The 22,179-nt window shown below is 30.3% G+C and carries 26 protein-coding genes and 1 pseudogene; 23 read left to right on the top strand and 4 right to left on the bottom strand.

Translation table 11 applies throughout. The features are described from left to right. The first annotated feature begins 140 nt into the window (after positions 1–140). The 6 genes from HFD15_RS06975 (at position 141) to pnuC (ending at position 5,119) form a co-directional block, all read left to right on the top strand. A complete protein-coding gene (locus HFD15_RS06975) occupies positions 141–815 on the top strand; it encodes a GTP pyrophosphokinase family protein (RefSeq protein WP_003131377.1) in 675 nt (224 codons plus the stop codon). A 140-nt stretch (positions 816–955) separates the two neighbouring features. Continuing rightward, the gene (rplS, locus tag HFD15_RS06970; protein ID WP_012897519.1) at positions 956–1,300 is read left to right on the top strand and encodes a 50S ribosomal protein L19; all 345 of its coding nucleotides are present in this window, start codon (positions 956–958) and stop codon (positions 1,298–1,300) included. A gap of 295 nt (positions 1,301–1,595) precedes the next feature. Continuing rightward, complete coding sequence (locus HFD15_RS06965; protein WP_003131379.1) at positions 1,596–2,105, top strand: hypothetical protein; 510 nt, start codon at positions 1,596–1,598, stop codon at positions 2,103–2,105. After that, on the top strand, positions 2,098–3,426 hold the full coding sequence (locus HFD15_RS06960) for a glycosyltransferase (RefSeq protein ID WP_167593339.1): 1,329 nt from the start codon (positions 2,098–2,100) through the stop codon (positions 3,424–3,426). Before HFD15_RS06965 ends, HFD15_RS06960 begins: the two co-directional genes overlap by 8 nt. A gap of 226 nt (positions 3,427–3,652) precedes the next feature. Then, positions 3,653–4,189: an HdeD family acid-resistance protein gene (locus tag HFD15_RS06955; RefSeq protein ID WP_010905603.1), complete on the top strand. Its 537-nt coding sequence runs from the start codon at positions 3,653–3,655 to the stop codon at positions 4,187–4,189. A gap of 198 nt (positions 4,190–4,387) precedes the next feature. Beyond that, positions 4,388–5,119, top strand: a complete 732-nt coding sequence (gene pnuC / locus HFD15_RS06950; protein WP_021722038.1) for a nicotinamide riboside transporter PnuC — start codon at positions 4,388–4,390, stop codon at positions 5,117–5,119. Between the two features lie 115 nt (positions 5,120–5,234). Here the strand turns inward: pnuC and HFD15_RS06945 are convergent, their stop codons facing one another. Continuing rightward, on the bottom strand, positions 5,235–5,390 hold the full coding sequence (locus HFD15_RS06945) for a hypothetical protein (RefSeq protein ID WP_003131383.1): 156 nt from the start codon (positions 5,388–5,390) through the stop codon (positions 5,235–5,237). Positions 5,391–5,647: 257 nt separating this feature from the next. Between HFD15_RS06945 and HFD15_RS06940 the strand changes: the two genes are divergently transcribed. Continuing rightward, on the top strand, positions 5,648–6,073 hold the full coding sequence (locus HFD15_RS06940) for a universal stress protein (protein WP_058203635.1): 426 nt from the start codon (positions 5,648–5,650) through the stop codon (positions 6,071–6,073). A gap of 121 nt (positions 6,074–6,194) precedes the next feature. Beyond that, the gene (locus HFD15_RS06935; RefSeq protein WP_058203636.1) at positions 6,195–6,542 is read left to right on the top strand and encodes an HU family DNA-binding protein; all 348 of its coding nucleotides are present in this window, start codon (positions 6,195–6,197) and stop codon (positions 6,540–6,542) included. Between the two features lie 67 nt (positions 6,543–6,609). On the opposite strand, the gene HFD15_RS06930 is transcribed toward HFD15_RS06935, so the two are convergent. After that, on the bottom strand, positions 6,610–7,143 hold the full coding sequence (locus HFD15_RS06930) for a TetR/AcrR family transcriptional regulator (protein ID WP_003131387.1): 534 nt from the start codon (positions 7,141–7,143) through the stop codon (positions 6,610–6,612). Between the two features lie 163 nt (positions 7,144–7,306). On the opposite strand from HFD15_RS06930, the gene HFD15_RS06925 reads away from it, so the two are divergent. The 3 genes from HFD15_RS06925 (at position 7,307) to HFD15_RS06915 (ending at position 11,333) form a co-directional block, all read left to right on the top strand. Beyond that, positions 7,307–9,706: a YhgE/Pip domain-containing protein gene (locus tag HFD15_RS06925; RefSeq protein WP_058208035.1), complete on the top strand. Its 2,400-nt coding sequence runs from the start codon at positions 7,307–7,309 to the stop codon at positions 9,704–9,706. A gap of 185 nt (positions 9,707–9,891) precedes the next feature. Then, a complete protein-coding gene (locus tag HFD15_RS06920; protein WP_003131392.1) occupies positions 9,892–10,224 on the top strand; it encodes a metal-sulfur cluster assembly factor in 333 nt (110 codons plus the stop codon). Positions 10,225–10,358: 134 nt separating this feature from the next. After that, a complete protein-coding gene (locus tag HFD15_RS06915; RefSeq protein WP_058208034.1) occupies positions 10,359–11,333 on the top strand; it encodes a tyrosine-type recombinase/integrase in 975 nt (324 codons plus the stop codon). Between the two features lie 188 nt (positions 11,334–11,521). Here HFD15_RS06915 and HFD15_RS14315 read toward each other — a convergent pair whose 3' ends face one another. Continuing rightward, positions 11,522–12,724 (bottom strand): AbiH family protein, encoded by a 1,203-nt coding sequence (locus HFD15_RS14315; protein ID WP_081042627.1) that lies wholly within the window; start codon positions 12,722–12,724, stop codon positions 11,522–11,524. A gap of 432 nt (positions 12,725–13,156) precedes the next feature. On the opposite strand from HFD15_RS14315, the gene HFD15_RS14515 reads away from it, so the two are divergent. From HFD15_RS14515 to HFD15_RS06895, 4 genes are all read left to right on the top strand, one after another. Then, on the top strand, positions 13,157–13,279 hold the full coding sequence (locus HFD15_RS14515) for a hypothetical protein (protein ID WP_255457162.1): 123 nt from the start codon (positions 13,157–13,159) through the stop codon (positions 13,277–13,279). A gap of 257 nt (positions 13,280–13,536) precedes the next feature. Next, positions 13,537–13,740 carry a hypothetical protein gene (locus tag HFD15_RS06905; protein WP_058208033.1) on the top strand — a complete coding sequence of 68 codons (204 nt, stop codon included), beginning with the start codon at positions 13,537–13,539 and terminating at the stop codon, positions 13,738–13,740. 31 nt (positions 13,741–13,771) lie between these two features. Further along, positions 13,772–15,121 carry a hypothetical protein gene (locus HFD15_RS06900; RefSeq protein ID WP_058208037.1) on the top strand — a complete coding sequence of 450 codons (1,350 nt, stop codon included), beginning with the start codon at positions 13,772–13,774 and terminating at the stop codon, positions 15,119–15,121. Positions 15,122–15,149: 28 nt separating this feature from the next. Continuing rightward, positions 15,150–15,347, top strand: a complete 198-nt coding sequence (locus tag HFD15_RS06895; protein ID WP_058208032.1) for an NUMOD4 domain-containing protein — start codon at positions 15,150–15,152, stop codon at positions 15,345–15,347. Between the two features lie 383 nt (positions 15,348–15,730). Here the strand turns inward: HFD15_RS06895 and HFD15_RS06890 are convergent, their stop codons facing one another. Continuing rightward, entirely contained in the window at positions 15,731–16,024 is a 294-nt protein-coding gene (locus HFD15_RS06890) for a helix-turn-helix domain-containing protein (RefSeq protein WP_046781164.1), read from the bottom strand. A 155-nt stretch (positions 16,025–16,179) separates the two neighbouring features. Between HFD15_RS06890 and HFD15_RS06885 the strand changes: the two genes are divergently transcribed. From HFD15_RS06885 to HFD15_RS06855, 8 genes and pseudogenes are all read left to right on the top strand, one after another. After that, on the top strand, positions 16,180–16,539 hold the full coding sequence (locus HFD15_RS06885) for a hypothetical protein (RefSeq protein ID WP_058208031.1): 360 nt from the start codon (positions 16,180–16,182) through the stop codon (positions 16,537–16,539). 34 nt (positions 16,540–16,573) lie between these two features. Beyond that, positions 16,574–17,188, top strand: coding sequence for a hypothetical protein (locus tag HFD15_RS06880; RefSeq protein WP_058208030.1), 615 nt, complete (start codon positions 16,574–16,576; stop codon positions 17,186–17,188). 462 nt (positions 17,189–17,650) lie between these two features. Next, positions 17,651–18,160 (top strand): hypothetical protein, encoded by a 510-nt coding sequence (locus HFD15_RS14310; protein WP_058208029.1) that lies wholly within the window; start codon positions 17,651–17,653, stop codon positions 18,158–18,160. A 2-nt stretch (positions 18,161–18,162) separates the two neighbouring features. Then, positions 18,163–18,555, top strand: coding sequence for a hypothetical protein (locus HFD15_RS14305; protein WP_238785317.1), 393 nt, complete (start codon positions 18,163–18,165; stop codon positions 18,553–18,555). A gap of 266 nt (positions 18,556–18,821) precedes the next feature. Beyond that, positions 18,822–19,592 (top strand): hypothetical protein, encoded by a 771-nt coding sequence (locus HFD15_RS06865; protein ID WP_058208027.1) that lies wholly within the window; start codon positions 18,822–18,824, stop codon positions 19,590–19,592. A gap of 755 nt (positions 19,593–20,347) precedes the next feature. Next, positions 20,348–20,599, top strand: a complete 252-nt coding sequence (locus HFD15_RS14300) for a hypothetical protein (RefSeq protein ID WP_235586213.1) — start codon at positions 20,348–20,350, stop codon at positions 20,597–20,599. A 383-nt stretch (positions 20,600–20,982) separates the two neighbouring features. Continuing rightward, a complete protein-coding gene (locus tag HFD15_RS14295; protein WP_235586212.1) occupies positions 20,983–21,330 on the top strand; it encodes a hypothetical protein in 348 nt (115 codons plus the stop codon). 18 nt (positions 21,331–21,348) lie between these two features. Continuing rightward, positions 21,349–22,179, top strand: a pseudogene (locus HFD15_RS06855) (CHAP domain-containing protein); the annotation flags it as partial.

Below are 22,179 nucleotides of genomic sequence, written 5' to 3'. Positions count from 1 at the left end.
TATGATGTGAATCGTTTTTAGAGCAAATAGCATTATCCAGTCAAAGAAAAATATAAGGAAATTATATTATAATTTATTAATCACTAAATATTTGAGAAGAAATTAATAAGAAGATAAGACTAGATAGGAATTAAAGTAAAATGGAAAAAGATTATTTAAAAACAAGATTTGAACCAGAAGAATTTGAAAAATTAAAAAAGAAACTTGTCAGATATGAGTGTGCTTTAGATGTTGTCAGAACTCAACTTTCTAATCTAAATACCTATTATAATAATTTTGAGGCAATCAACCCAATTGAGCATATCAAACATCGTTTAAAATCACCGGAAAGTATTGCAGGAAAGCTGAAAAAGAAAGATTTGCCTGTGACCGCCGATGCTGCTGATGAACATTTATCAGATATTGCAGGAATTCGTATTATTTGTTCTTATGCTAAAAATATCTATGAGATTGTTGAAATTATCAAAAGCCAAGAAGCTTTTACAGTTGTTAGCGAAAAAGACTATTTAAGAAACGTTAAAAAAACAGGTTATCGTAGTTATCATATGATTGTCGAAGTTAATTTAGGACATCTATTTAGTGAACAAACTTGTCGAGTTGAAATTCAGTTACGAACCTCGGCAATGGATTTTTGGGCAACGTTGGAACATAAAGTTCGTTATAAATATGATGGACAAATTCCTGAGCAACTCAGTGGTGAACTACAAAATTGTGCAGAGCAAATTCATGCGCTTGATGAGAGAATGTATCTTATTCATAAAGTTGTGGACATGATTAATCAGTCTGAAGTTGATATTGAACAAATTGGTTACTGATAAAACTAAAAATAAGAACTTGTCAAAGGATGGATAATCTGTTATACTTATTGAGTATGTTTTTGCATACTAATAAAACTGTTCATCCGCTGAGCTTAATTTGCTAGATGCTGCTTAATGATGGGCAAGAGGAGAAAAAAATGAACCTTATCGAATCTATCAACGCTGCGCAACTCCGCACTGATATTCCTGACTTCCGTCCTGGTGACACTGTACGTGTTCACGCAAAAGTTGTCGAAGGAACTCGCGAACGTATCCAAATGTTCGAAGGCGTTGTTATCGCTCGTAAAAACTCAGGAATTAACGAAACTTACACTGTTCGTAAAATTTCAAACGGTGTTGGTGTAGAACGTATCTTCCCAGTTCACACTCCACGTGTTGAACAAATCGAAGTTATCCGTCACGGTAAAGTACGTCGTGCGAAACTTTACTACCTCCGTGCACTCACAGGTAAAAAAGCTCGTATCGCTGAACGTCGTCGTTAAGATACACCAGTTTAACCGCTCTATTGAGCGGTTTTTTATTTGGAAAGATTTATGGTTATGCTCAAAGATTTAAGGATATTGTTTTATTGAATCTACTGTGCTAGGTTAATGAAGTAGTTCATAATTTAAAATAGAAGAAGTTGAATAATAAGAGCCGTTTGGTAATTTATCAAGACGACTTTTTTTGTAGTTAAATAACGACATTAATGATGGATTTTAAGGAAAAAAATGCGATAATTGTTTAAATGTAGTTTATAGAGTACAGTGCAATTAAAAAAGATCAGAAAGGACTGAAATGAAAAAAAATATCAGTCGAGAAGAAGCAAAGAAATCTTTAGTCTATGACCCTTATTTTGAAAAAGGCCATTATGGGAGTAAAATTTTTCAAACTATAATTGCTCTTTTAGGATGGTGTGGTGTTATCATACCATTTTTATGGATTATCTTTCCTTTTGTTTTTCCAAATCGAGCACGTTTTGATCATATCATAATTTATAGAGAAGAAAAATCTACACTTTTATTTCTTTTCATTTTTCTTTCTATATCTTTTATTTTCCTATCTATTTTGTATATTATCCTAACTTTTTTGAATAATTATCGTTTTAAACATTTTCTACAAAAAGAAAAGCAGTACGATGCTGAACGTGTCGATGTAAGACGAAAGTTAATAAATCAAGCTTACGATGAACGATTTGGCACAAAAGATTTTCGCCATAATGTTTGTTTTTATTCGGTCAAAGAAGAGCAAAATTTGGAAACAGATTTTGTGAAAAAACTTTATCAGAAGGGAGAAAACAATGATTAGTTTTGTTCAAACGGGAAATGGCATTGTTGACTTTATTCTGACACTGATATTTCTGGTGTTAATTACTTACCCAATTTTAGGCGGATTCGCCTGGTTTATTGGAGTCTTATGTTATAGCTTTTTGTTCAAATATAAGCAAAATAATTGGGATGATATTCCAGTAGAAGTTGAACCTTTTGTTACTATAATGGTTCCAGCTCATAATGAAGAAATAGTCATTGAAGATACACTTAATTATTTAATGACAAAAATTAATTATGAAAATTATGAGGTTCTAGTTACTGATGATGGTTCAACTGACCGAACTCCCGAAATTTTAAAAGAATTACAAGAAAAATATGATAAATTGCGCGTGATTAGAATTGAAAAAAATAAAGGAAAAGCGCATGCCTTTAATATTGGTTTAGGATTTGCAAAAGGAGAACTAGTTTTAAGCAACGATGCAGATACTGTTCCAGAACCTGACTCTTTAAATCGCTATATCAATTATTTTATTCGACAAGATTCTACTAACATCTCAGCAGTAACAGCTAATATGGATGTTCAGAATCGTGCAAAATTGATTGCGAAATCTCAAACAGTTGAATTTTCTAGTATTGTAGGAATTATTAAACGGACTCAACTTGGTGTGCTAGGGAGTATTTATGCCTATAGTGGTGCAAATACGATGTATCGAAAAGATGCCTTAATTGATGTAGGTTTGTTTCGACAAGATAGAGCCACAGAAGATATTAGTATTGCTTGGGACCATCAAATGGACGGTTGGTTATCATTGTTTGCGCCTCGTATTATGTTTTTTATGGAGGTTCCAGAATCTCTGAAAATGCTCTATCGTCAAAGGAAACGGTGGGCCAAAGGTGGAACAGAGGTATGGCTGACTAATTTTAAAAAAGTATTTTTACACCCTTTTGACAACGTTGGTCGAACAATTATGTTTATTGACCAAAGTTTCAGCATTATCTGGTCATTCTTTTTCTGGATTTCGTCAGCAATTTTTATTTGGTCTTTATTTCAATTTGCCATTACCGGAAACTTAGAATGGATTTATCACATGTTAACGATGGCCTTTCTCTTTGTTTGCTTTGAAATGATTTCGGGGACTTTTCAATTAGTCGCTTCATTAATAGTTGATGACCGTGGAAGAAAAGTAAAATATCTATTATTTGCTCCACTTTATATGCTTTTTTACTGGGTAATGAATGCATTAACCATTGTAACGACTTTTATTCCAGCAGTAAAAACTATTCTAGGTTTAGGGTCTGGAACCTGGAAAAGTCCGGAGCGTAAAGGGATAAAAGTGACAAATAAAAAAGATAATTGAAATTACTAACGATAAAAGTTTGATTTTATATCTTATCATTTGAAAATTTTTGAGGAGTTAAAGTACTCCTTTTTTTTGAATTAACTTTTTTTAAGAAGACTAATAATAAAAACAATGACTTGCTTAAAGATAAAGAAGCGTAATTTTTAATCATCATAAATAAAATATTGTATTCATTATGTTATAATTAAATGAGAATTGAAGAATATTTTTTGGAGGTAAAGTTATGTTAACAGATTTTGAAAAACTTCGACGCGGAGTCGGATTTAGTGGGATAATTTCAATTATTATTGGTTTATTGATATTATTCTTACCTACAAAAACAGCAGCTATTGTCGCAGCTCTTGTAGGGGTAGCACTCGTAATTATGGGTGTCATTTATATTGGAGCAAATCTAGTCAAAAGAAGTGAAGAAAAAGGAAATTTCTGGAGAATTTCTCATCTCTTGTTGGGATTTATCTACTTATTTGCAGGAATTTTTGTTTTTTCAGATTTGAATGCAGCCGCAGAATCGCTTTTTGTCCTTATTGGTATTTTTGTAGGGATTAGTTGGATTGTAGATGGAATTGTAACTCTTACAGTTTTGACTAATTTCAATAGTAAATTTTGGGGGATTTTCTTAAGTGTAATTAGTATCATTGCTGGTTTTACTTTAGTATTTTCTCCGCTTTGGGGAGGGGTAACTTTGTGGTTACTTCTTGGAATCGAATTTTTAATTGTTGGGTTCATCAAAATGATTCACTATTACAGATGGGATAAATAGAAATGAAAAGGCCGATGAATATCGGCTTTTTTATTTATGCAACTTTATTAGAGATAAATAAAATTTTTATGGAACAAAATTGATAATGATTGGTCTCAAAAAAAATCTAAAGAATATATTTGGAAGCGTCTGACAATTTTTTTTTCGTGATATAATTTTTAGTGGACGTTTTTTGACGTTCTTAGATTGGGGATGAGAATGAAAAATTATCTCAAATGGCTCAAAGATGAGCTAAAATCAATTAATACAGCCGGAAGCATCATGCTTTCGTTTATCATAGGAGTACAGTTGGCTTTCTTTTTAACGTCAACAATTACGGTCTTATCAATTATCACTTTGATTGCTACCTTAATGGGGTCGGCATGTACAGTTTACATGATGATTGGAAAACCAATTAATGGTCTTTTGGGGCTGATTAGTGCTTTTGGTTATATCTATATTAACTGGACTGCTGGTCACTATGCCTCTGTTTTAGATCAAATTGTTTTTGTTTTGCTGATTGACTTGCCATTGATTTTCACTTGGAAAACTTGGGGACATCGAATTGAAAATGGGGTCAAATTCATGAAGACAAAAGGATGGATTTTGACAATCATCAGTATGTTGGTTCTTTGGTGGCCAATTACAGTCATTTATACAAAACTTGGAGACACCAATCCTTTATGGGATGCTATTACTTTAATTATTGGAGCTGCGGCTTCAATCTTGGTTGTTAGAGGTTATGGGGATAGTTACTCACTTTGGCTCTTATCTGATGTGGTCATGATTATTTTATGGGCAACAGCACTTATGGATGGCTATTCTGCAAGTTCTTTAGCAATGCTTCTAACTATTACTTTCTATTTGGTTACTTCTTTATATGGAAAATTCTTTTCTATTTGGAAGAATGACAAGAAGGCAAGTGGAGAAGTAGTAACTGAGAGAAACTAAAAAGGGAGTTGCTCATTGAGCAACTTTTTTTATTTAAAGTATAACAAAAGCACCTACTCTCAAAATTAAAGTAGATGCCTTTATCGATTGGGATACTCGCCCATTTTTTTTCTCCTTAAACTAATTGTTCTAAGTTTTGTACAGCTTCTTCAATAGTATCTCCAGCACCATAAATATTTGAATCATTTACAAGTGATGCTCTGAAGATATTATGAGAAGTATCTAGAGTTACTGTATATTGGAAAAATTTATTTTTGTTAGTGAATGTCATAGTACATTCTCCTTTCTTTAGTTATTATACGAAAGGGAACCAAATTGGTTCATAACGAAATTCCAACTAAATTGTAGCATAAAGAAATCAGAATATCAAAAAAAGTGATTTAATATTTTCATAAAATTATATTTTTACTTCTAAGTAAAATTGGAAAAAAAGTCTTAAAAATAAAAGTTTCTTCTAAAAATATAGTGAGTGTTTAGTTGGACTTCTTAAATATTTTATCATAGAATATAGTAAAGGAGGCGTTTACAATGAGAGATGAATACAAGAAAATTTTAGTTGCAGTTGATGGCTCTGACCAATCGAAAGAAGCAATTCATGAAGCAGTCGCCATTGCCAAAAGAAATAAAACTTCATTATTTGTTTTACATGTTAAAGATGAAACAAGACTTCGGGGAACTCCTTATGCTTTGGCAATTAATTTGGATGATTTAGAAAAAGAATCTAAAGAAATTATTGCTGAAGTTGAGGCTCTGATTAATGATGAAGTTGAGTTTGAAGTCCATGCCTTTACAGGAAATCCAAAGAAAGAAATCATTAATTTTGCAAAGCAATTTGAATTGGATTTGATTGTAGTCGGTTCAAATGGTAAGGGATTATTAGACAGGATGCTAGTAGGTTCGACGACAAGTTATGTTGTTAATCATGCGCCTTGCAATGTTATGGTTGTAAAATAACCAAAAAATCTTGGCGTAAGCTAGGATTTTTTATGAAGATTTATATGATGACAAAAGAATTCACTAGAGTTAGTGAAGAAAAGGATGATAGGGGAATGTAGAAAATAGGAGGAATGAGTTAATGGCGTCGAAACAGGAGTTAATTGATTATGTAGCAGACCGTACAGAACTTTCAAAAGTAAATGCAGCAAAGGCAATCAATGCCTTTGTCGAGGCAATCACTTACTATATTTCTGAAGGGATTCCCGTACATATTTCAAATTTTGGGACTTTTGAGGTTCGTAAACGTGCAGCCAGAGTCAGTCATGATGTTCATTCAAGAGAAAAAATTTTAGTAGGCGAACAAAATATTCCGGTATTTAGAGCTGGAAAAGCTTTAAAATTGGCTACGAAACAAGAACTATCTGATGAAGATATGGTGATTGAAACATTGAGCAATATGATTTTGGAAGTTCAGCATCATGATTAACACCTGTTAATGGCTATTATTTTCCAAATAGAATGATAAAAAACGATTCTTCTAAAAGAACCGTTTTTTAATTTATGAGCTCAACTAATAGATTAGCAATTTGAGTGGGCGTTTCCTTTTGCTTTCTACGAATCCACGATTGAGTAGTTCCAAAAATAGCATTAGCATAGTAGGTTGTCGCATAAATTTCCCCTAATTTTCCTAATTTAAGATGTTTAGATTGAGGGAAAAAGGAACTTTGAATAAGTTCTTTGAGTTTTTGCAACATAAACTGGTGGATTTCTTTGCTACCATTTTCCGAAAGAAGAGCGGCATAGATTTGATTTCCTTTTAGAAATTCAAAAGTTTCAAGCATCGTTGCATGAATATTTCCGTTATTTTTTTCAAAGACATATTGAATAGTCTCAAAAAGTCGACGTTGATAGGCTTCAATCATGTCATATTTATCTTGATAATGAGTATAAAAACTACTACGACTAACTTTAGCTAATTTCACAAGTTCAGTCGTTGAAATTTGGTCAAAAGATTTCTCGCCTAAAAGTTGAATCATGGCATCTCGTAGTTGAAGTTTTGTACGATCTTTTCTGCTGTCATTGGACATTATAGGGGAACCTCCGTCCTTTTTAGAATGTAAGTGCTTTATTTAGACAGATTTAAAAATCTGTCCAAAACTGAATGGATAATAATTGTCAAATTTTCTAAAAAGTTTATAATACGTATTGTAACAGTTTTTGGACGTATTGTCCATAAAGAAAGGGGAAAAGATGTTAAAAAAAGAATGGCAAGCCATTTTAAAGCACAAATTTTTTATTATTGTTATTATCGCTTTGGCACTTGTACCAGCAATTTATAATTATATTTTCTTAGGTTCTATGTGGGATCCTTACGGTAAATTGAATGACTTACCAGTAGCGGTTGTAAATTTGGACAAGACGTCTGAATTGAACGGAAAAAAATTCAAACTTGGTGATGATGTCATTGCTGAAATGAAAAAATCAAAGGATTTAGATTATCATTTTGTTTCGGAGGATAAAGCTTCTAAAGGGATAAAAAAAGGTGATTATTACATGGTTATCACTTTTCCAGAAAACTTTTCAGAAAATGCAACAACCTTAATGAATAAGAAACCAAAAACGGTTCAGTTAGATTATCAAACGACACGTGGTCATAACTATATTTCATCAAAAATGAGCGAAAGTGCGATGAATCAGCTGAAATCAGAGGTTTCTAAAAATATCACAGAAACTTACACCAAAGAAATTTTCGCTAAACTTGGTGATATGAAGTCAGGAATGAAAGAAGCTTCTGACGGTTCAAATAAATTGGCTGATGGAACTTCGTCAGCATTGAATGGTTCAAAAGAATTAAGTAGTAATTTGAATACTTTATCTTCATCAAGTTTAACTTTTACTGACGGCGCAAATAATTTGAATTCAGGCTTAAATAAATATGTATCAGGAGTGAATCAAGCTGCCAATGGTGGACAACAACTTTCTTCTGGTGCTGACCAATTTGTCAGTGGAACGCAACAATTAGCAGCAGGTACACAAACGCTGGCTGATAAATCAAAAGAGCTGTCAGCCGGAATTTCACAAATTTCTCAAGGGTCAGAAGCGGTGAGTCAATTGCAATCGGGTGTGCAACAACTATCCGAAGGCTTAAGTCAAATGGCTCAAAAAACAACTTTATCCGAAACTCAACAGCAAAATATCAGTGCTGTACAAAATGGTCTTACTGAATTAAATCAGGAGTTACAAAAAAATACGATTGACCCAAATTTGGCTGCCAATATCCAAAATAACTTGAAAGGTCTTGGAGCTACGGTCACAAATCTAGCTAATGATCAAGTGGTAGCCTCTAAGGCAGCAGTTGAAAGTACTGAGACTTTTAAAACTTTAAGCGAAAGTCAGAAAACAGATATAAGAAATGCATTAGATAATTCTGTTGGTGCTGGAGCAGTTCAAACCGATTTACTATCATTAAATAAGAATATTAAAGGAGTCCAAGACAGTCTTACAAGTCTACTACCAATGTTTGGAAAAATTGCTGATCTTAAAACATTAGTTCCAGGCGCAAGTCAAATAATTGCTGACCTTTCAGGTGGTCTGAACGAAGTAAACACTAATGTAAACACAAAATTTATTCCTGGTATCAATCAGTTAAATGCTGGTTTGACGAATTTTAATGACCAGTTAACTTCTGGAAGTCAAAAATTAACTTCTGGTTTTGCCCAATACGCTGACGGAGTTAATCAAGCAAACGCTGGCGCTCAACAATTAGCAAGTAAATCAAAAGATTTACAAAGCGGGACAATGCAATTAGTTTCTGGATTGTCACAATTACAAGCGAATGGTTCAACTTTAACTTCAGGTTCAAATCAATTGGCAGGGGGCGCTCAACAAATTTCCTCTGGTTCACAACAATTGGCAAATGGAGGTTCAAGTTTAACAAGTGGTTTGGGAACGCTAAATACAGGGGCTAATAACTTGTCAACAGCGTTAACCAAAGCAGATGATACTCTCTCATCAACTAATAATTCTAATGAAAATGCTAAAAAAGTAGCTGCACCGTTGAAACTTAAACATACTGACCATGACAATGTACCAGAAAATGGTGCAGGAATGACACCATACATGATTAATGTTGCTCTCTTTATTGGTGCCCTTGCGACAAATGTTGTGATTGGAATTGGTTTCTCAGGTGAAAAATGGAAATCTGGTCGCGAATTTATGTTGGCGAAAATTGGTACAAATGGTTTGGTAGCACTTTTACAAGGAATCATCGTCTGGGGAGCTGTTGCTCTTCTTGGATTGAGACCAAATCATTTGTGGGAAATGTTGTTGTCAGTACTTTTAATCAGCTTCGCTTACATGGCAATCAATACTTTCTTCTTAACGGCTCTAGGTAAGATTGGTGAATTCCTTATGATTGTAGTCTTAGTTCTACAACTGGCGACGAGTGCAGGAACTTACCCCTTACAACTTGCACCTAAAATATATCAAGTCATCAGTCCTTGGTTACCAATGACTTATGGTTTAAAAATGTTACGTGAAACCATTGGTTTGAATGGAGCAATTTTACCAGAAGCAATCCTATTTGTGGTTATTATCGCTCTCTTTACTTTCATGTTGAGTTTCTTCAAGAAATTCTCACGTTTTGCATAAAATAAATTACTGACAGAAAAAATTTATTCATAAAATTTTCTGTCAGTAATTTTTTATCTAGAAATTTTAAAATAAATTTGGTAAAATAAAGCTGTAAAAAGAATTTGACAATTTGGATTTGTCCTAGAAAGCACATTCGTTCAACTTTTAAAGTTTTGCTTTTTATGACAGCCTAAGGAGATAAAATGGCAGATAAATACACAGAAGAGCAAGTGAATGAAATCAAGGACAAAATTCTCTCTGCCCTTGAAAACGTCATTGACCCAGAGCTTGGGATTGATATTATCAACCTCGGATTAGTTTATGAAATTAGCTTTGAAGATAACGGATTTACAGAAATTAAAATGACATTGACAACAATGGGTTGCCCTTTGGCGGACCTTTTGACTGAACAAATTCATGATGCTTTGAAAGAAGTGCCAGAAGTTGGGGAAATCAAGGTGAACTTGGTTTGGTATCCAGCATGGACAGTTGATAAAATGAGTCGTTATGCCCGTATTGCTTTAGGAATTAGATAATCTTGGTATTACTGGCTTTAAGAGAGTTTTGATAGAAATATTAACCCTTAAAAAGTACATTTAGTGCGGTATCTAAGCCGTTTTTGAAAAAACATTTATTGTTGTTAAATCTAGTAAAAACAGAGGAAAACAACATGGAAATTTCAATCCAATCAGCAATTCAAGAAATGCTTTTTGACAATAAAGCAAGAGGATTGTCGAAAAATACAATTATATTCAGAGAAAAAACACTAAAGATTTTCTCTGTTTTTTTGTGCCAAAATGATATTTTAAACATTAACGAAATCAAACCAATTCATATAAAACAATATTTAGTTGACAGACTAGAATGTGGTTACTCTGAGACAACTGTTAATGGGCATTTAAGGGTTATTAGGGCGCTATTTTCATATTGTATTAATGAAGAATACATTAGGTATGAGGAAGCGCCTATACACCGTGTTAAATGGATTAAAGAGAAGAAGATGATTGTAAATACATTTACAGATTCAGAGATAAAAAGAATGCTCCATTATACAAGAAAAAGAACCTTTCATACAATCAAGAAAACTGGAAAAGGAAGAACTGGATTTTGTACAAAATTTGTGAATGAGAGAAATTACTTGCTAATACTTATACTTACAGATACTGGTATGAGAATAAATGAAGCATTGAGCCTAAAATTAGAAAATATTAATGATTCCCAAATTATCATAAAAAATGGTAAAGGAAAAAAAGATAGAATTGTTCATTGTTCACCACTTGTTTATAAACAGTATCTGAAATACAATAGGGCAAAAGAAAATTATTTTTTAAGTAATGGGATAGTACCCATTGAAAATATATTTGTAACTAAGTTTGGGAAAAAATATGATTATAGGCTAGCAGAAAAAGAAATATATAAAATAGGAAAAGCGGTGAACATTCGTGACACTATCCGTATCTCACCTCACACATTTAGACATTATTTTGCTCAAAAATTAGTACGTGAGAACGTTGATATTTATATGATTCAAAAGTTACTGGGACACGCTAGCATCAAGACTACTGAGATTTATCTTAGGAGTTTAAATATCGAGAATGAAATTAACAAAGTCATCAAATACAGTCCTTTGCAGAATTTAGATTAAAATAAATTTTTAGATAGTGTGGATGGGATAACCTACTAGAAAACAATAATTTTTGACTTATTATATCTATAAAATGAATGTGAATTGGTTTTATATCCTTTATGTTTCAAGTACCGTATTTTTTTGGAAAAATGTTTAATTAGAGTGATAGAAAATTAAAAAATCCTAGTATTATCTAGGATTTTTAATTATACATTCAAAAACAATTCGTTCACAGGAATTTCTTCAATAGTTAGTCTATTTTCTAACAACAATTTGGTAAATAGATTTCTTCCGTGGTCTTTATTTGTAAATGTTGTTCCGTATTCTTCAATAAGATTTGTAACACCTTTAACAAAATCTTTGTGTATTTGTTCCTTTTCTTTACCTTTATAGTCTGACCAGAAAAACATAACTTTAGTTTTTCCATGATATAAGTCAACGGAATCAAAAATTGATTGATAATAAGAATAATCTGCTTTACCTAAACCATGACCATAAATTTTGATTATATCAATATCTGATGATATATCGAAAGTTGATGTCAAACCATTTTCCAGAACACGGTAAGATTTAGAAAACTCGATTGGTGCTTTTTTAAAATTATTGTTTAATTTATCATAATCAATTCCAAAAATTATATTTCCATTATCTAGGTCACCATGAATGTTTCTCACGTTTTCAACATCCCAAACCTTAGTATAATTGAATGTGAGTACTAGATTTTCATCACTATTTTTCTCTTGATAGATTTCTGAAATTCTCTCATCGAATATTTCTTTTGAAAAATTTCGGCTATTTTTAGTTAATTCCTTTAGTTTTAATATAAAGCCTGAATTGTGAGACTCTGATGAATTACATAATTGAATATAAAGATTAAGTACTTTTGATTTCATATAATATTTGTAGTAAATTTCACTATAAAATGAATCAGTAGTTATACTAATCAGATATTCTTTAAAGTCTTTTTCTAATATTGACAATTGATTTTTTAAAATATTTTGAGATTCTTTTTCACTCGTAACTTTATAACAGTTAAGCAAAAGTGATTCTGCGGTTACATAATGATTATCTGTTATATCACCTGATTTGTGTCTACTATCAATCAAAGAGCGAGTTTCACTATCTCCCTTCTCTTCTTTTAAAAAACCTTCTTTATAAAGATATTCAATATTCTTTAGTTGAACAAGTATCTGTTCTTCGATATCTGCCCAATTCTCAATAGTGTCTTGTTTATAATTGTTGAATATTTCATACCAAAAATTATTGGGACTAGTATTATTTACTATTTTTTGTCCATATATATAATCAAAAAAATCATAATATGTGGATTTTAAGCCACAAGCTAAATCAAACCCATTACCTAAAACAATCAATTGTTTTAATGATTGATTTTCATTGCTAATACTCATAAATTATCTCCTTTAACTTTAGTTTTATTTTATCATATTTTAATTAAACAATAATTTATCCATATAATGTAAGTATCCAAAATTTATTTAAAAATCTTCGGTAAATAAAATATTATGTAAGAAGAAGATATCATTATTTTTTAGACTTATCAAAAAAATGTACATATCATCGCAAATTATTTCCTGTATGATAAAAATTGACAAATGACTTGAATTATGGTATAATATATATATGAAGTTAATTTTGACTCAAATTTGTCAATTAACTAAAAAAATAAACATAGAACTACTAAACATAGAACTACTAAACATAAAATAAACGTAAAACATTTTTAGAGATCAGCCTATTATTAGCTAGGTTCATAAAAAAATGATTTTTTTGGTTATTTTATGTTTTTTTGTCTCTATAAAAAAGAAAGAGGTGGCTAATATGTGGTCAAGAACTCAGTTGAAGCTCAACGTGCAGGTGGTTTTCAGTTGATGAGTATCTTGAATATATCGGCACACCCAATTAGACTAACATTATCTAATTCATTACAAAAGTCTAACCAATAATTAGACTGACGTTATCCATATCATTACAAAAGTCTAACTGGCTATTAGACTGACGTTATCTATTTCATAACAAAAAGTCTAACGTAGAAATAGAAGAAAAAGAAATAGAAGAAAATATAAATAGAAAAAAGATTCCTTGCCTACGGCATCTACTATCGCTTACGCTTGGAAAAGATTCTTAGGGCAAAGCCCTCTTTCGCTATCGCTCAATTCACCCAGCAATAACAATAATAAAAGGTTAAATAAAGGAGTAACAAATGGAAAATTTAAAAGACAAAATATATTTTTGCTACAGTAACAAACAAAAAGATTTTTTGAATCAAAAAGGAATTGCTAGTTTATTTTCAGCAAGACATGCAAAAACAAATAAATTATTTTATGTGTTTTATCAATCAGAAGAATTAGGGCAAGCCCTAACAGAATTTACAGAAAAGAAAGCAGAATTTTTTAAAAATAATTAAATAATAGATTAAATGAAAGTGATATATGAATATGAAAAATAAAACTAATGAAAACTTTGTACAAATTCCAAATAAGATGTTTATGAATACCAATAATGATGAGAAACTTGTATATGTTAAGTTATTACAATCTCAAATGATTGGATATCTTGACAAAGACAACAGAACAACAATGACAACAATTACCATGTTGGTAGCATTGCTTGGTTGGTCTAAAAGTCAATATTCAAATAAGAAAGTTGTAAAAGCTTTGACTGGTCTCAAAGAAAAAGATTATATTAACTTTGAATCAACTCAAGATGTGTTCACGGTTCAAATCAACAAATGGAATGACAAAGAAGAACATATTGTATCAGTTGACTGGAAGCAAAGCGGTGTTAAATTTAGTGGACATACACAAATTAAATACAGTGTTATTGATAATCTGTTAGAAGGTAAAGATTTTACTCTTTATGCTTATGCTGAATACAGAACAATGAAAAATCATCAATATAGAATCTGTTATGAGGAATGGGCATTGGTACTTAGAATGACAAAAGATGGTGCTTTTAAGAATGTAAATAATTCAGAAGTTATCATTAAAGTTTCAAATGGATTTGATTTAGATACAAAACGTAGAGAAACAAACTCTTATTTAACTTTTGATTCTGTTGAAGATGTTAAAGAAGTGTCTTTAAAACCTACATACAAAGCTCAACCATCTAAGTCAGTTGTTGAAGAACAACCTGAACAAGAACCTGAACTTGTTGAAGATGATTTTTATGATTTTGAAGAGGAAGAACTTTCACTTAAAGCAGAAGCTAAAAAACCTGTATTAGAGGCTCATATTAAGCCGTCTAAGGCAATTAAACAAAAAGATAATAAAGTTGTAGACATCCACACTAAACAAGCTAAAATTGATTCTAAAGACCTTTTAAATCAAATAAAAGGAAATACTATTGAAGCAAACACTTTCAGAAAAATGCAACGTGAAGATAAAAGAGTTACAACTCTTGATGAAAGTAAGCAAATTCAAGATTTTGATGTTCCAATGAGTATTTCAATGTTTAAAGTTATTACAACAACTGATTCTGCTTATATTCGTGACTGTGGTGCCAATAAACTTAAAAACAAGAAATGGAAAGATAAATTTGGTGCTGAATTAGACGAAGCTATTCGTAAAGATGATGAATTAGCATACAAAACAAAATTTACAGCTAAATACTTTTACAAGACAATTACAGAATATTATGTAGATGGTGTAGAACGTGTTATTAGTGCAGACAAACTTTATGACTATGTAAGTCACAGAGCGGTTAATAATATAGATGATGAAGATACTTATTTACCAAGCAATATGCTTCCAGATTTGGAATATATCAAAGTAACAGAAAAATATTAATAGAAGATAGAAATTAGGAGAATACAGAATGGCAAATACAAATACAACAACTACTACAGCAATCGAGTGGAAATCAATTAAAGGCTTTGAACAATATATGGTCAGCAATACTGGACTTGTTAAAAGTCTTAAAGGTAAAACAGAAAGAATTGATAGATTTGATGTAACGTTAGAGAAATGCTCAAAAGGCTATCTAATGACGATTACAGACGGTCTAAGCAAATAATAGTTTAGAGGACGCTCACAGCGAAGATGAGAGAGCACTACCTGAGATACGCAAGGTTATGGCAGAGTAACACTTATTAAAAAATGGGTTTAATTTTAAATAGGAGAAATACTATGAATAAACTAAAAAATTAAATAATTAAAAGAAAAAGCTGAAAACAAGCAGAATTTTTGTGTATACTTGAGCCAAGACTTGGACAAATAGAAAGTAAATAGATATAAAAAAATTCTTTTTTAAAATAGTATCGTTCTTTCTGATTTGGAATTAACCCATCAATTGGGGGATGGGTTTTACCAAGTTAAGTAAATCTAATACTTCCAAATACTATTACTACTATAATGGTTCAACTATAAAAATAAGCCAGGAAACATATAATCCCTGTCTTATTTTTCTCTATTTTGGGTAACTAAGGCTAGTAATTGTAAAAAAGGTTGCATTTCTTCATCAGTTAATCCACTCGTTTTTAAGGGGAGATCATCTGATAGTCCTAAAAGATAGTCTGATGAAGTGTCTAATAAGTTGCATATTCTAATTAGCACATCTACCCGAGGATAAGTTTTACCCTGTTCATATGCCGCGATAATACCTACAGATACATTTAATTTTTTAGCGAGCTCAGCCTGCGTTAGATTATGTGATTTTCTAACAGCTTTTAATTTAGTTGCAAAGTATTCCATTCCCATGTATAAGATTATAGAAAAAACAAGTGATAAAAAAAACCACAACCCATCTTTAAATCGATAGTTTTTTTTTTTGATATACTTATTATTATAAATAGTAATTTAATTGGTGGTGAAAATCATCTTTAAAATTAGTGATTTTTGGAGAAAAAATGAAAAAATTTACTTTATTGTCTACAGTTATACTCTCACTTATAATGTTAGGTGCATGCTCATCAGAAAAACAAAAAAACTCTGATACTGACCTAACATCTACTAGCACTACTGATAGCACTACCGATAGTAATAGTGATTATAGTATAAATGATAGTTCAGAAAATAATGAATTATCAAACGAGGAAAAATATTACTCCTCTACAACTGAAAGTTCGAATGAAGATTCAATCAAAGATCATGATTGGAGAGAAGATTACAATTCTAAAGGGGAGTACAAGCCAGTTGATGAAATGACTCAGGAAGAGATCAAAGATGAACTTGAGGAAACATTGAGTGATGCTCTAGGATTGGAATAAAATACTGATCTCAAAGGATAGAAAGTAAAAAGAAATGATAATATTTGTGATTGTAGTTGCTTTAGGAGCAATATTTTTTATACCTCTGATTGATTTATCTAATAATATGAACTCATTAAGACCTGAGTACAACAATATGACTCATAAAGATTTAGATAGTATATATGTAAATACAAATAGTAATATATTTTCAGTAGATACTAGTTTTAGAGAACAAGTGGGATTTGATATTCAGAAGAAAAGATTTTTTTCAAGTACGTTTAATGGATATATTTTGGTTAATGGTTTTAAGGAACCTAGTTATAGACTAGTTAATATAATAGATTTAAACAAAGTTATTGATATTGAATTGAGAGAAGATAATGACATAGTTACCAAAGTTTCGACGGCGAGTGTTGTGGCGCGTGGAGTAGTTGGAGGAGTAGTAGCTGGTGGAATTGGAACGCTTGTTGGTGGTGCAACTGCAAAGTCTAAATCATCCAGTAATTTAAAAGAAATTTCAATAAGATTTAAACTGAGCGATATGAATAATCCCTATCAAGAAATATTAGTTGCCTTTAGTAAAGACGGGATTAGTAAAGAAAAACAACAAGAAGTTTATAAATTATTTAGCCAGTTAGAGTTATTGTTAAATGATATGAAGAAATAGTGTCAAGGGGTTGTAAATGTATAGTTTATGTTTAATTTGTTTTTAATGTGTAGTTAAATTGATATAAAGTCATAAGAGAAAAAAGTGGATTATTTATTAAATAATCCACTTTTTTGTTACAGAGTTAGTTTAAAACTATAGAAAAGTAGAATTTTTTTGAACATGGAGATATGTATGAATTTTGGTATAATGATGGTGATATAAACATTTAGAAAGCCCAAAGGGGATAATTTTTATTTTACTGATAGCTACATTTATAAAACTTTGAAAAAATTCAATTATGTTCCTCAAAGCCATGAACGTTTTTTAAGAATTTAGATTCTCTTATCACCCTTCATCAGTGTAAGTTAGATTTGTTGAAAGAACAGAAAAAAGGCTACTTACAAAAAATGTTTATTTAGGCTTTAGAAAATTTACATATTGTTTTAAAAAATGATTTTAAAAGATATGAGGAGAGGGTTTATGAGATTATACTCAGAAAGAAACGGTATTAGAGCGTCACACGAAAAGACATATTCAATTAATATAGATGTTTATGCTTTGCTCTTGTATTGCTGCAAAAGATATCAAAAGAATTTAACACGTATTTTTATTAAAAATTCTCATCACGATTTTACTGATAGTGACTATATTACATTTGATGAAAGTGGATTTATAACAAGAATCAAGGTGAAAATACCACTCCTCTTTCGAGATGAATATGGAAGAATTAGCATACCACAGTATGGAGATGAATACGATCAATATTCACTTTTAGACCTCATTGAGTTCTTTGCACAAAATGTTAAGGATATTTCAGAACGATGGGATAATGAGAGGTACCGAAACTATCAAACAATAGATTGCTATAATCCTTCAGATGTGTTTACAGATTTCCAAGAGGCAATAAATGAAATTTTTTTGAGTCTGGGTTATTATATGAACTTACTGACAAAAAGATCATTGAAAGAATTGCTAATAATAGTTCATTGACAATGGAAATGGAAAATTCTTTTAAATTAGTACATGAGCAAGGCATAAAAGACTTGTTGAATGATGCAGTAGCATTATATAAAACTTCAAACCCTGCAGCTCGACAAGATTCAGTCGAAAAAATATGGGATGCATTTGAGCGATTAAAAACTTATTACACAATGCTAGACAAGAAACGATCATCAGAAAAAATTGTGAATTACATGGCAAAAGGGGATGATAATTTTGTGGAATTGTTTAATCTTGAATTTAGAGCGCTGACAGATATTGGAAATAAATTCCGTATTCGTCACCATGAAACTAATAAGGTTGATATTGCTGATATCAGATACTGCGATTATCTTTTTAATCGATGTCTATCACTCATCAATTTAGCAATACAATATTTAGATTAAGAACATTAGATACTCAGATAAGAAAACAATAAAAGAATAATTTTATTGTAAAGTTAAAAAATCTACGCATTCTGTGATAAAATATTTATATAATAGCAGTTATAAGCAGGATAAATATGAATTTAATAATTATTTATTGCAAGGATTTTGATAAAAATTAAGACTTAAGACAACCTATAAATATTTTTATAACTGGTTAAGTGATAGTCTAAACAGCTTAAATTAAATGAGGAGATAGATATAGTAGGATACTATATCGTTATATTATGAAAAGCAGAAATAAAGTTATTGCTGTAGTGATTTTAGTTATTATAAGTTTTGGTATATTTTTTATAAAAAAAAATATCGACCATCAAAAAGAACTTCGTGCTCAAAAAGTCTATGAGAACAAAGTTACTACTGAAAAGAAAAGAATCAATGAATTACAAAACTCAATTTCAATCGATAATGAGAGCGTTATTAATACTGTTGTTAAAATTAAAAATTTGAATCTGAAAACTAAAGAAGCACAATCTTTGAAATCTAAATACATTGAAAAAGATGTTAAAGCAGTTTATGAATATATCGAAAGTAACATAAATAAGAAAGATATTCCTAATAATGACGTACGGTTTAATAATATAAACGAACTTCAGTCAAATATTGCTACACTTCAGAACAATGCGAAGAGTTACCAAGAGATGGAAAATATTTTTAATAAAAATAAAATAGAGTTCTTAATTAATAAAGTTAGTGTAATAACCCAAAAAGAAAAAGATCAAATCGTAAAATTACAAGCGGAAGAAACTGAAAAAGCAAGACTATTGGCTGAGGAGGAAAAGGCTAAAAAAGAACAAGAACTACTTTTGAAACAATCAGTGTCAGACCAGTTTACTCCTTCTCCAAATGCAAGCACAAGTAACAACCTAAACCAAACAACAGATCCTGTTGCAGAAGCAGACGAATTTAGAAAAAACTTTAAGGAACAATATGGTAGAGAACCATCTTCAGGTGAGGTTCAAATGGATTGGCTTCGTAAGCAAGGTATTGTGAAATAATGTAAAAGGATATTAAAAATTTTTAGAACTAACGGGAGCTATAAAAAGACTTAGCGCCAGAAGAAAACAAAAAAGAAAAACATAAAAAGTAATTTGATCACTTTAAATTAATTAAAAATGGCAAAAAGATTTTTTATAAATATACTCTAAACATTGTCTTCAAACATCAATTAATTTAGAATATAGCACGCGCTTCTGCCCATTTATAGTAAATTATTTGTAAATAACCATCTATCTCTCAAATATTCAAGGAAATATAATAAAAAGTAGTCTAAAAAAATACTATGTTGTAAATGGTATTTTTTTATATATTTGTTTATCCATATGATATTTTTTTAATTAAAAAACTGATAAAAAAGTATGTATCACATAGGTTTTTTTGATAATAATTTGTTGAAAAAATAAACATTATAAAAAGGTACTGGTCTTTGGTAGTACCTGTACTTTTGTAACCATAGTTGATCAATTATTATAATGACTGAACTAACCAACAATATAATCCGTCATGATTCAAATATACCACTGTAAATAAAAATAGTTATATATTTTCAGTAGATACTAGTTTTTGAGAACAAGTGTGTATTGATATACAGAAGAAAAAGTTTCTTTTCAAGTAGATTTGATGGTTATATTTTGGCTAATAGTTTTAAAGAACCCAGTCGTAAACTGGCTAATGTAATAGATTTAAAAAAAGTTATTGATATTTAATTTAGAGAAGATAATGCTATGTTACAAAAGTTTCTACCGCGAGTTTTGTGGTACGTATAGTAGTTGGTGGAATGCTAGCTGGGGGAATTGGAACGATTGTTGGTGTTGCAACTGCAAAGTTTAAATCTTCTAGTAATTTAAAAGAAATTTCAATAAGTTTTAAACTGAGCGATATAAATAATCCCTATCAAGAAATCTTAGTTGCCTTTATTAAAGACGGGATTAGTAAAGAAAAACAACAAGAAGTCTATAAATTATTTAGCCAGTTAGAACTATTGGTAAGTGATGTAAAAGTATAAAGTTGAATTTAAGTTGAAACTTAAATTTTTCAAGAAAAGATATTTTGAAAAAGTTAAAGAATATAAAAATTAAAATAATGAATTTGGATTTATCCTACTCACTATTTTTCTTGTGAACTTATACTAAATTACAATATAATTCTATCTAGGCCTTAAGAAGTTTATCTGTTATTCTTGATTTCAAAAGATTCTTGAATAACTAAAGTAATCTTTTTGATTATATCTAAATATGGTTAAAAAATTTGGAAGGGTATTTTTAAGTGTTACAACAGTCTCTAGATGCTGAAAAAAGTAGTATCTTTTTATATTTTGGTATAATAGTATTTAGCGTAAGATGGTTATTAAGTATAATTTTTTATATGAGTTAAAGCCTAGGGGGAAAAATGGCAAAACATATTGTTGAATATCTATATTATTTTAAAAAATCCAATGACTCTGATGTCAAAACTATTTTTTTGGAAAATTTAAAAGAATTTGAGTATGGCTCACAATTAAAGTATAGTGATATTAATGGGAATTTGTTATATTTCAACTATAATATTATAAAATATGATACTTCATTACATGTCACCTTTACATATGATACTAAAAAAATGACTTTAGCAGAGGTGCGTACTTTTCAAAATCTTTTAAGAGAAATTAATATAAAAGCAAGTAAATCGAGAATTTCATCCTCTACATTATTTGATAGTAATTCTTTATTTTTTTATAAAAGGCTATTGCCCTTATAACATAAATATGAATGGTCTTTGAGAAAATTAATTTACTTATTAGCTCCTACATATTTTTCAAAAGACTGGGTTAAATCTACAATTTCAGTAGAAGCAATTTCACAAATCAGAAAAAAAATAAAGGGAAATTTTGACTCTAATAATTTATTGCAAATGATGGATCTTTACGATTTTGAAGAGTATTTATTTGGAGAAAATTATATAAAAGTAATAGGCGAGGAAGAAGATGTAATAAGGTATAAGGAATTTGGAACAGAAAATTTAATAACAACCTTAGTTAATGGGGAATTTAGTATTTCCAAACCTTACTCTTTATGGGAAGAAATCTTCAATCAGTATATTGATATAGATTTAAGTGAAATTCAAAATGATATGCGCTTAATAAGGGATGGAAGAAATATTGTTGGACACAATAAAGAAATTTCAAGTGAGGATTATGAAAATTTAAGTAAAGGCTTGAAAAAATATATAAAGAAATTAGATCTTGCATTTAATAAAATCTTGGATGGAAATGTTGATAGAAATCTAATAAAAGAGTCTAAGGATATTTTCAATGACTACATGTCTGAGTATTTCAAAAGCAGTGACCATCTATTTAATTTAAGTAAATCTGTAATAGATACAAAGATGTTTGAGTCCATAAACAAGCTTCCTTCAGCATTAAGTAAACCAGCAATAGATCCAAAAATGTTTGAATCTATAAACAAGCTCCGTTCAACATTAAGTAAACCAGCAATAGATCCAAAAATGTTTGAATCTATAAACAAGCTTCCTTCAGCATTAGGTAAATCAGGAATAGATCCAAAGATGTTTGAGTCTATAAACAAGCTCCGTTCAACATTAAGTAAA

The sequence above is a fragment of the Lactococcus sp. EKM203L genome, assembly GCF_011800585.1.
In the GTDB taxonomy this organism is placed as follows: Bacteria; Bacillota; Bacilli; order Lactobacillales; family Streptococcaceae; genus Lactococcus; species Lactococcus lactis.
The sequence above is the reverse complement of the archived record's forward strand: the minus strand, read 5'-3'. Positions and strand labels throughout refer to the sequence as shown.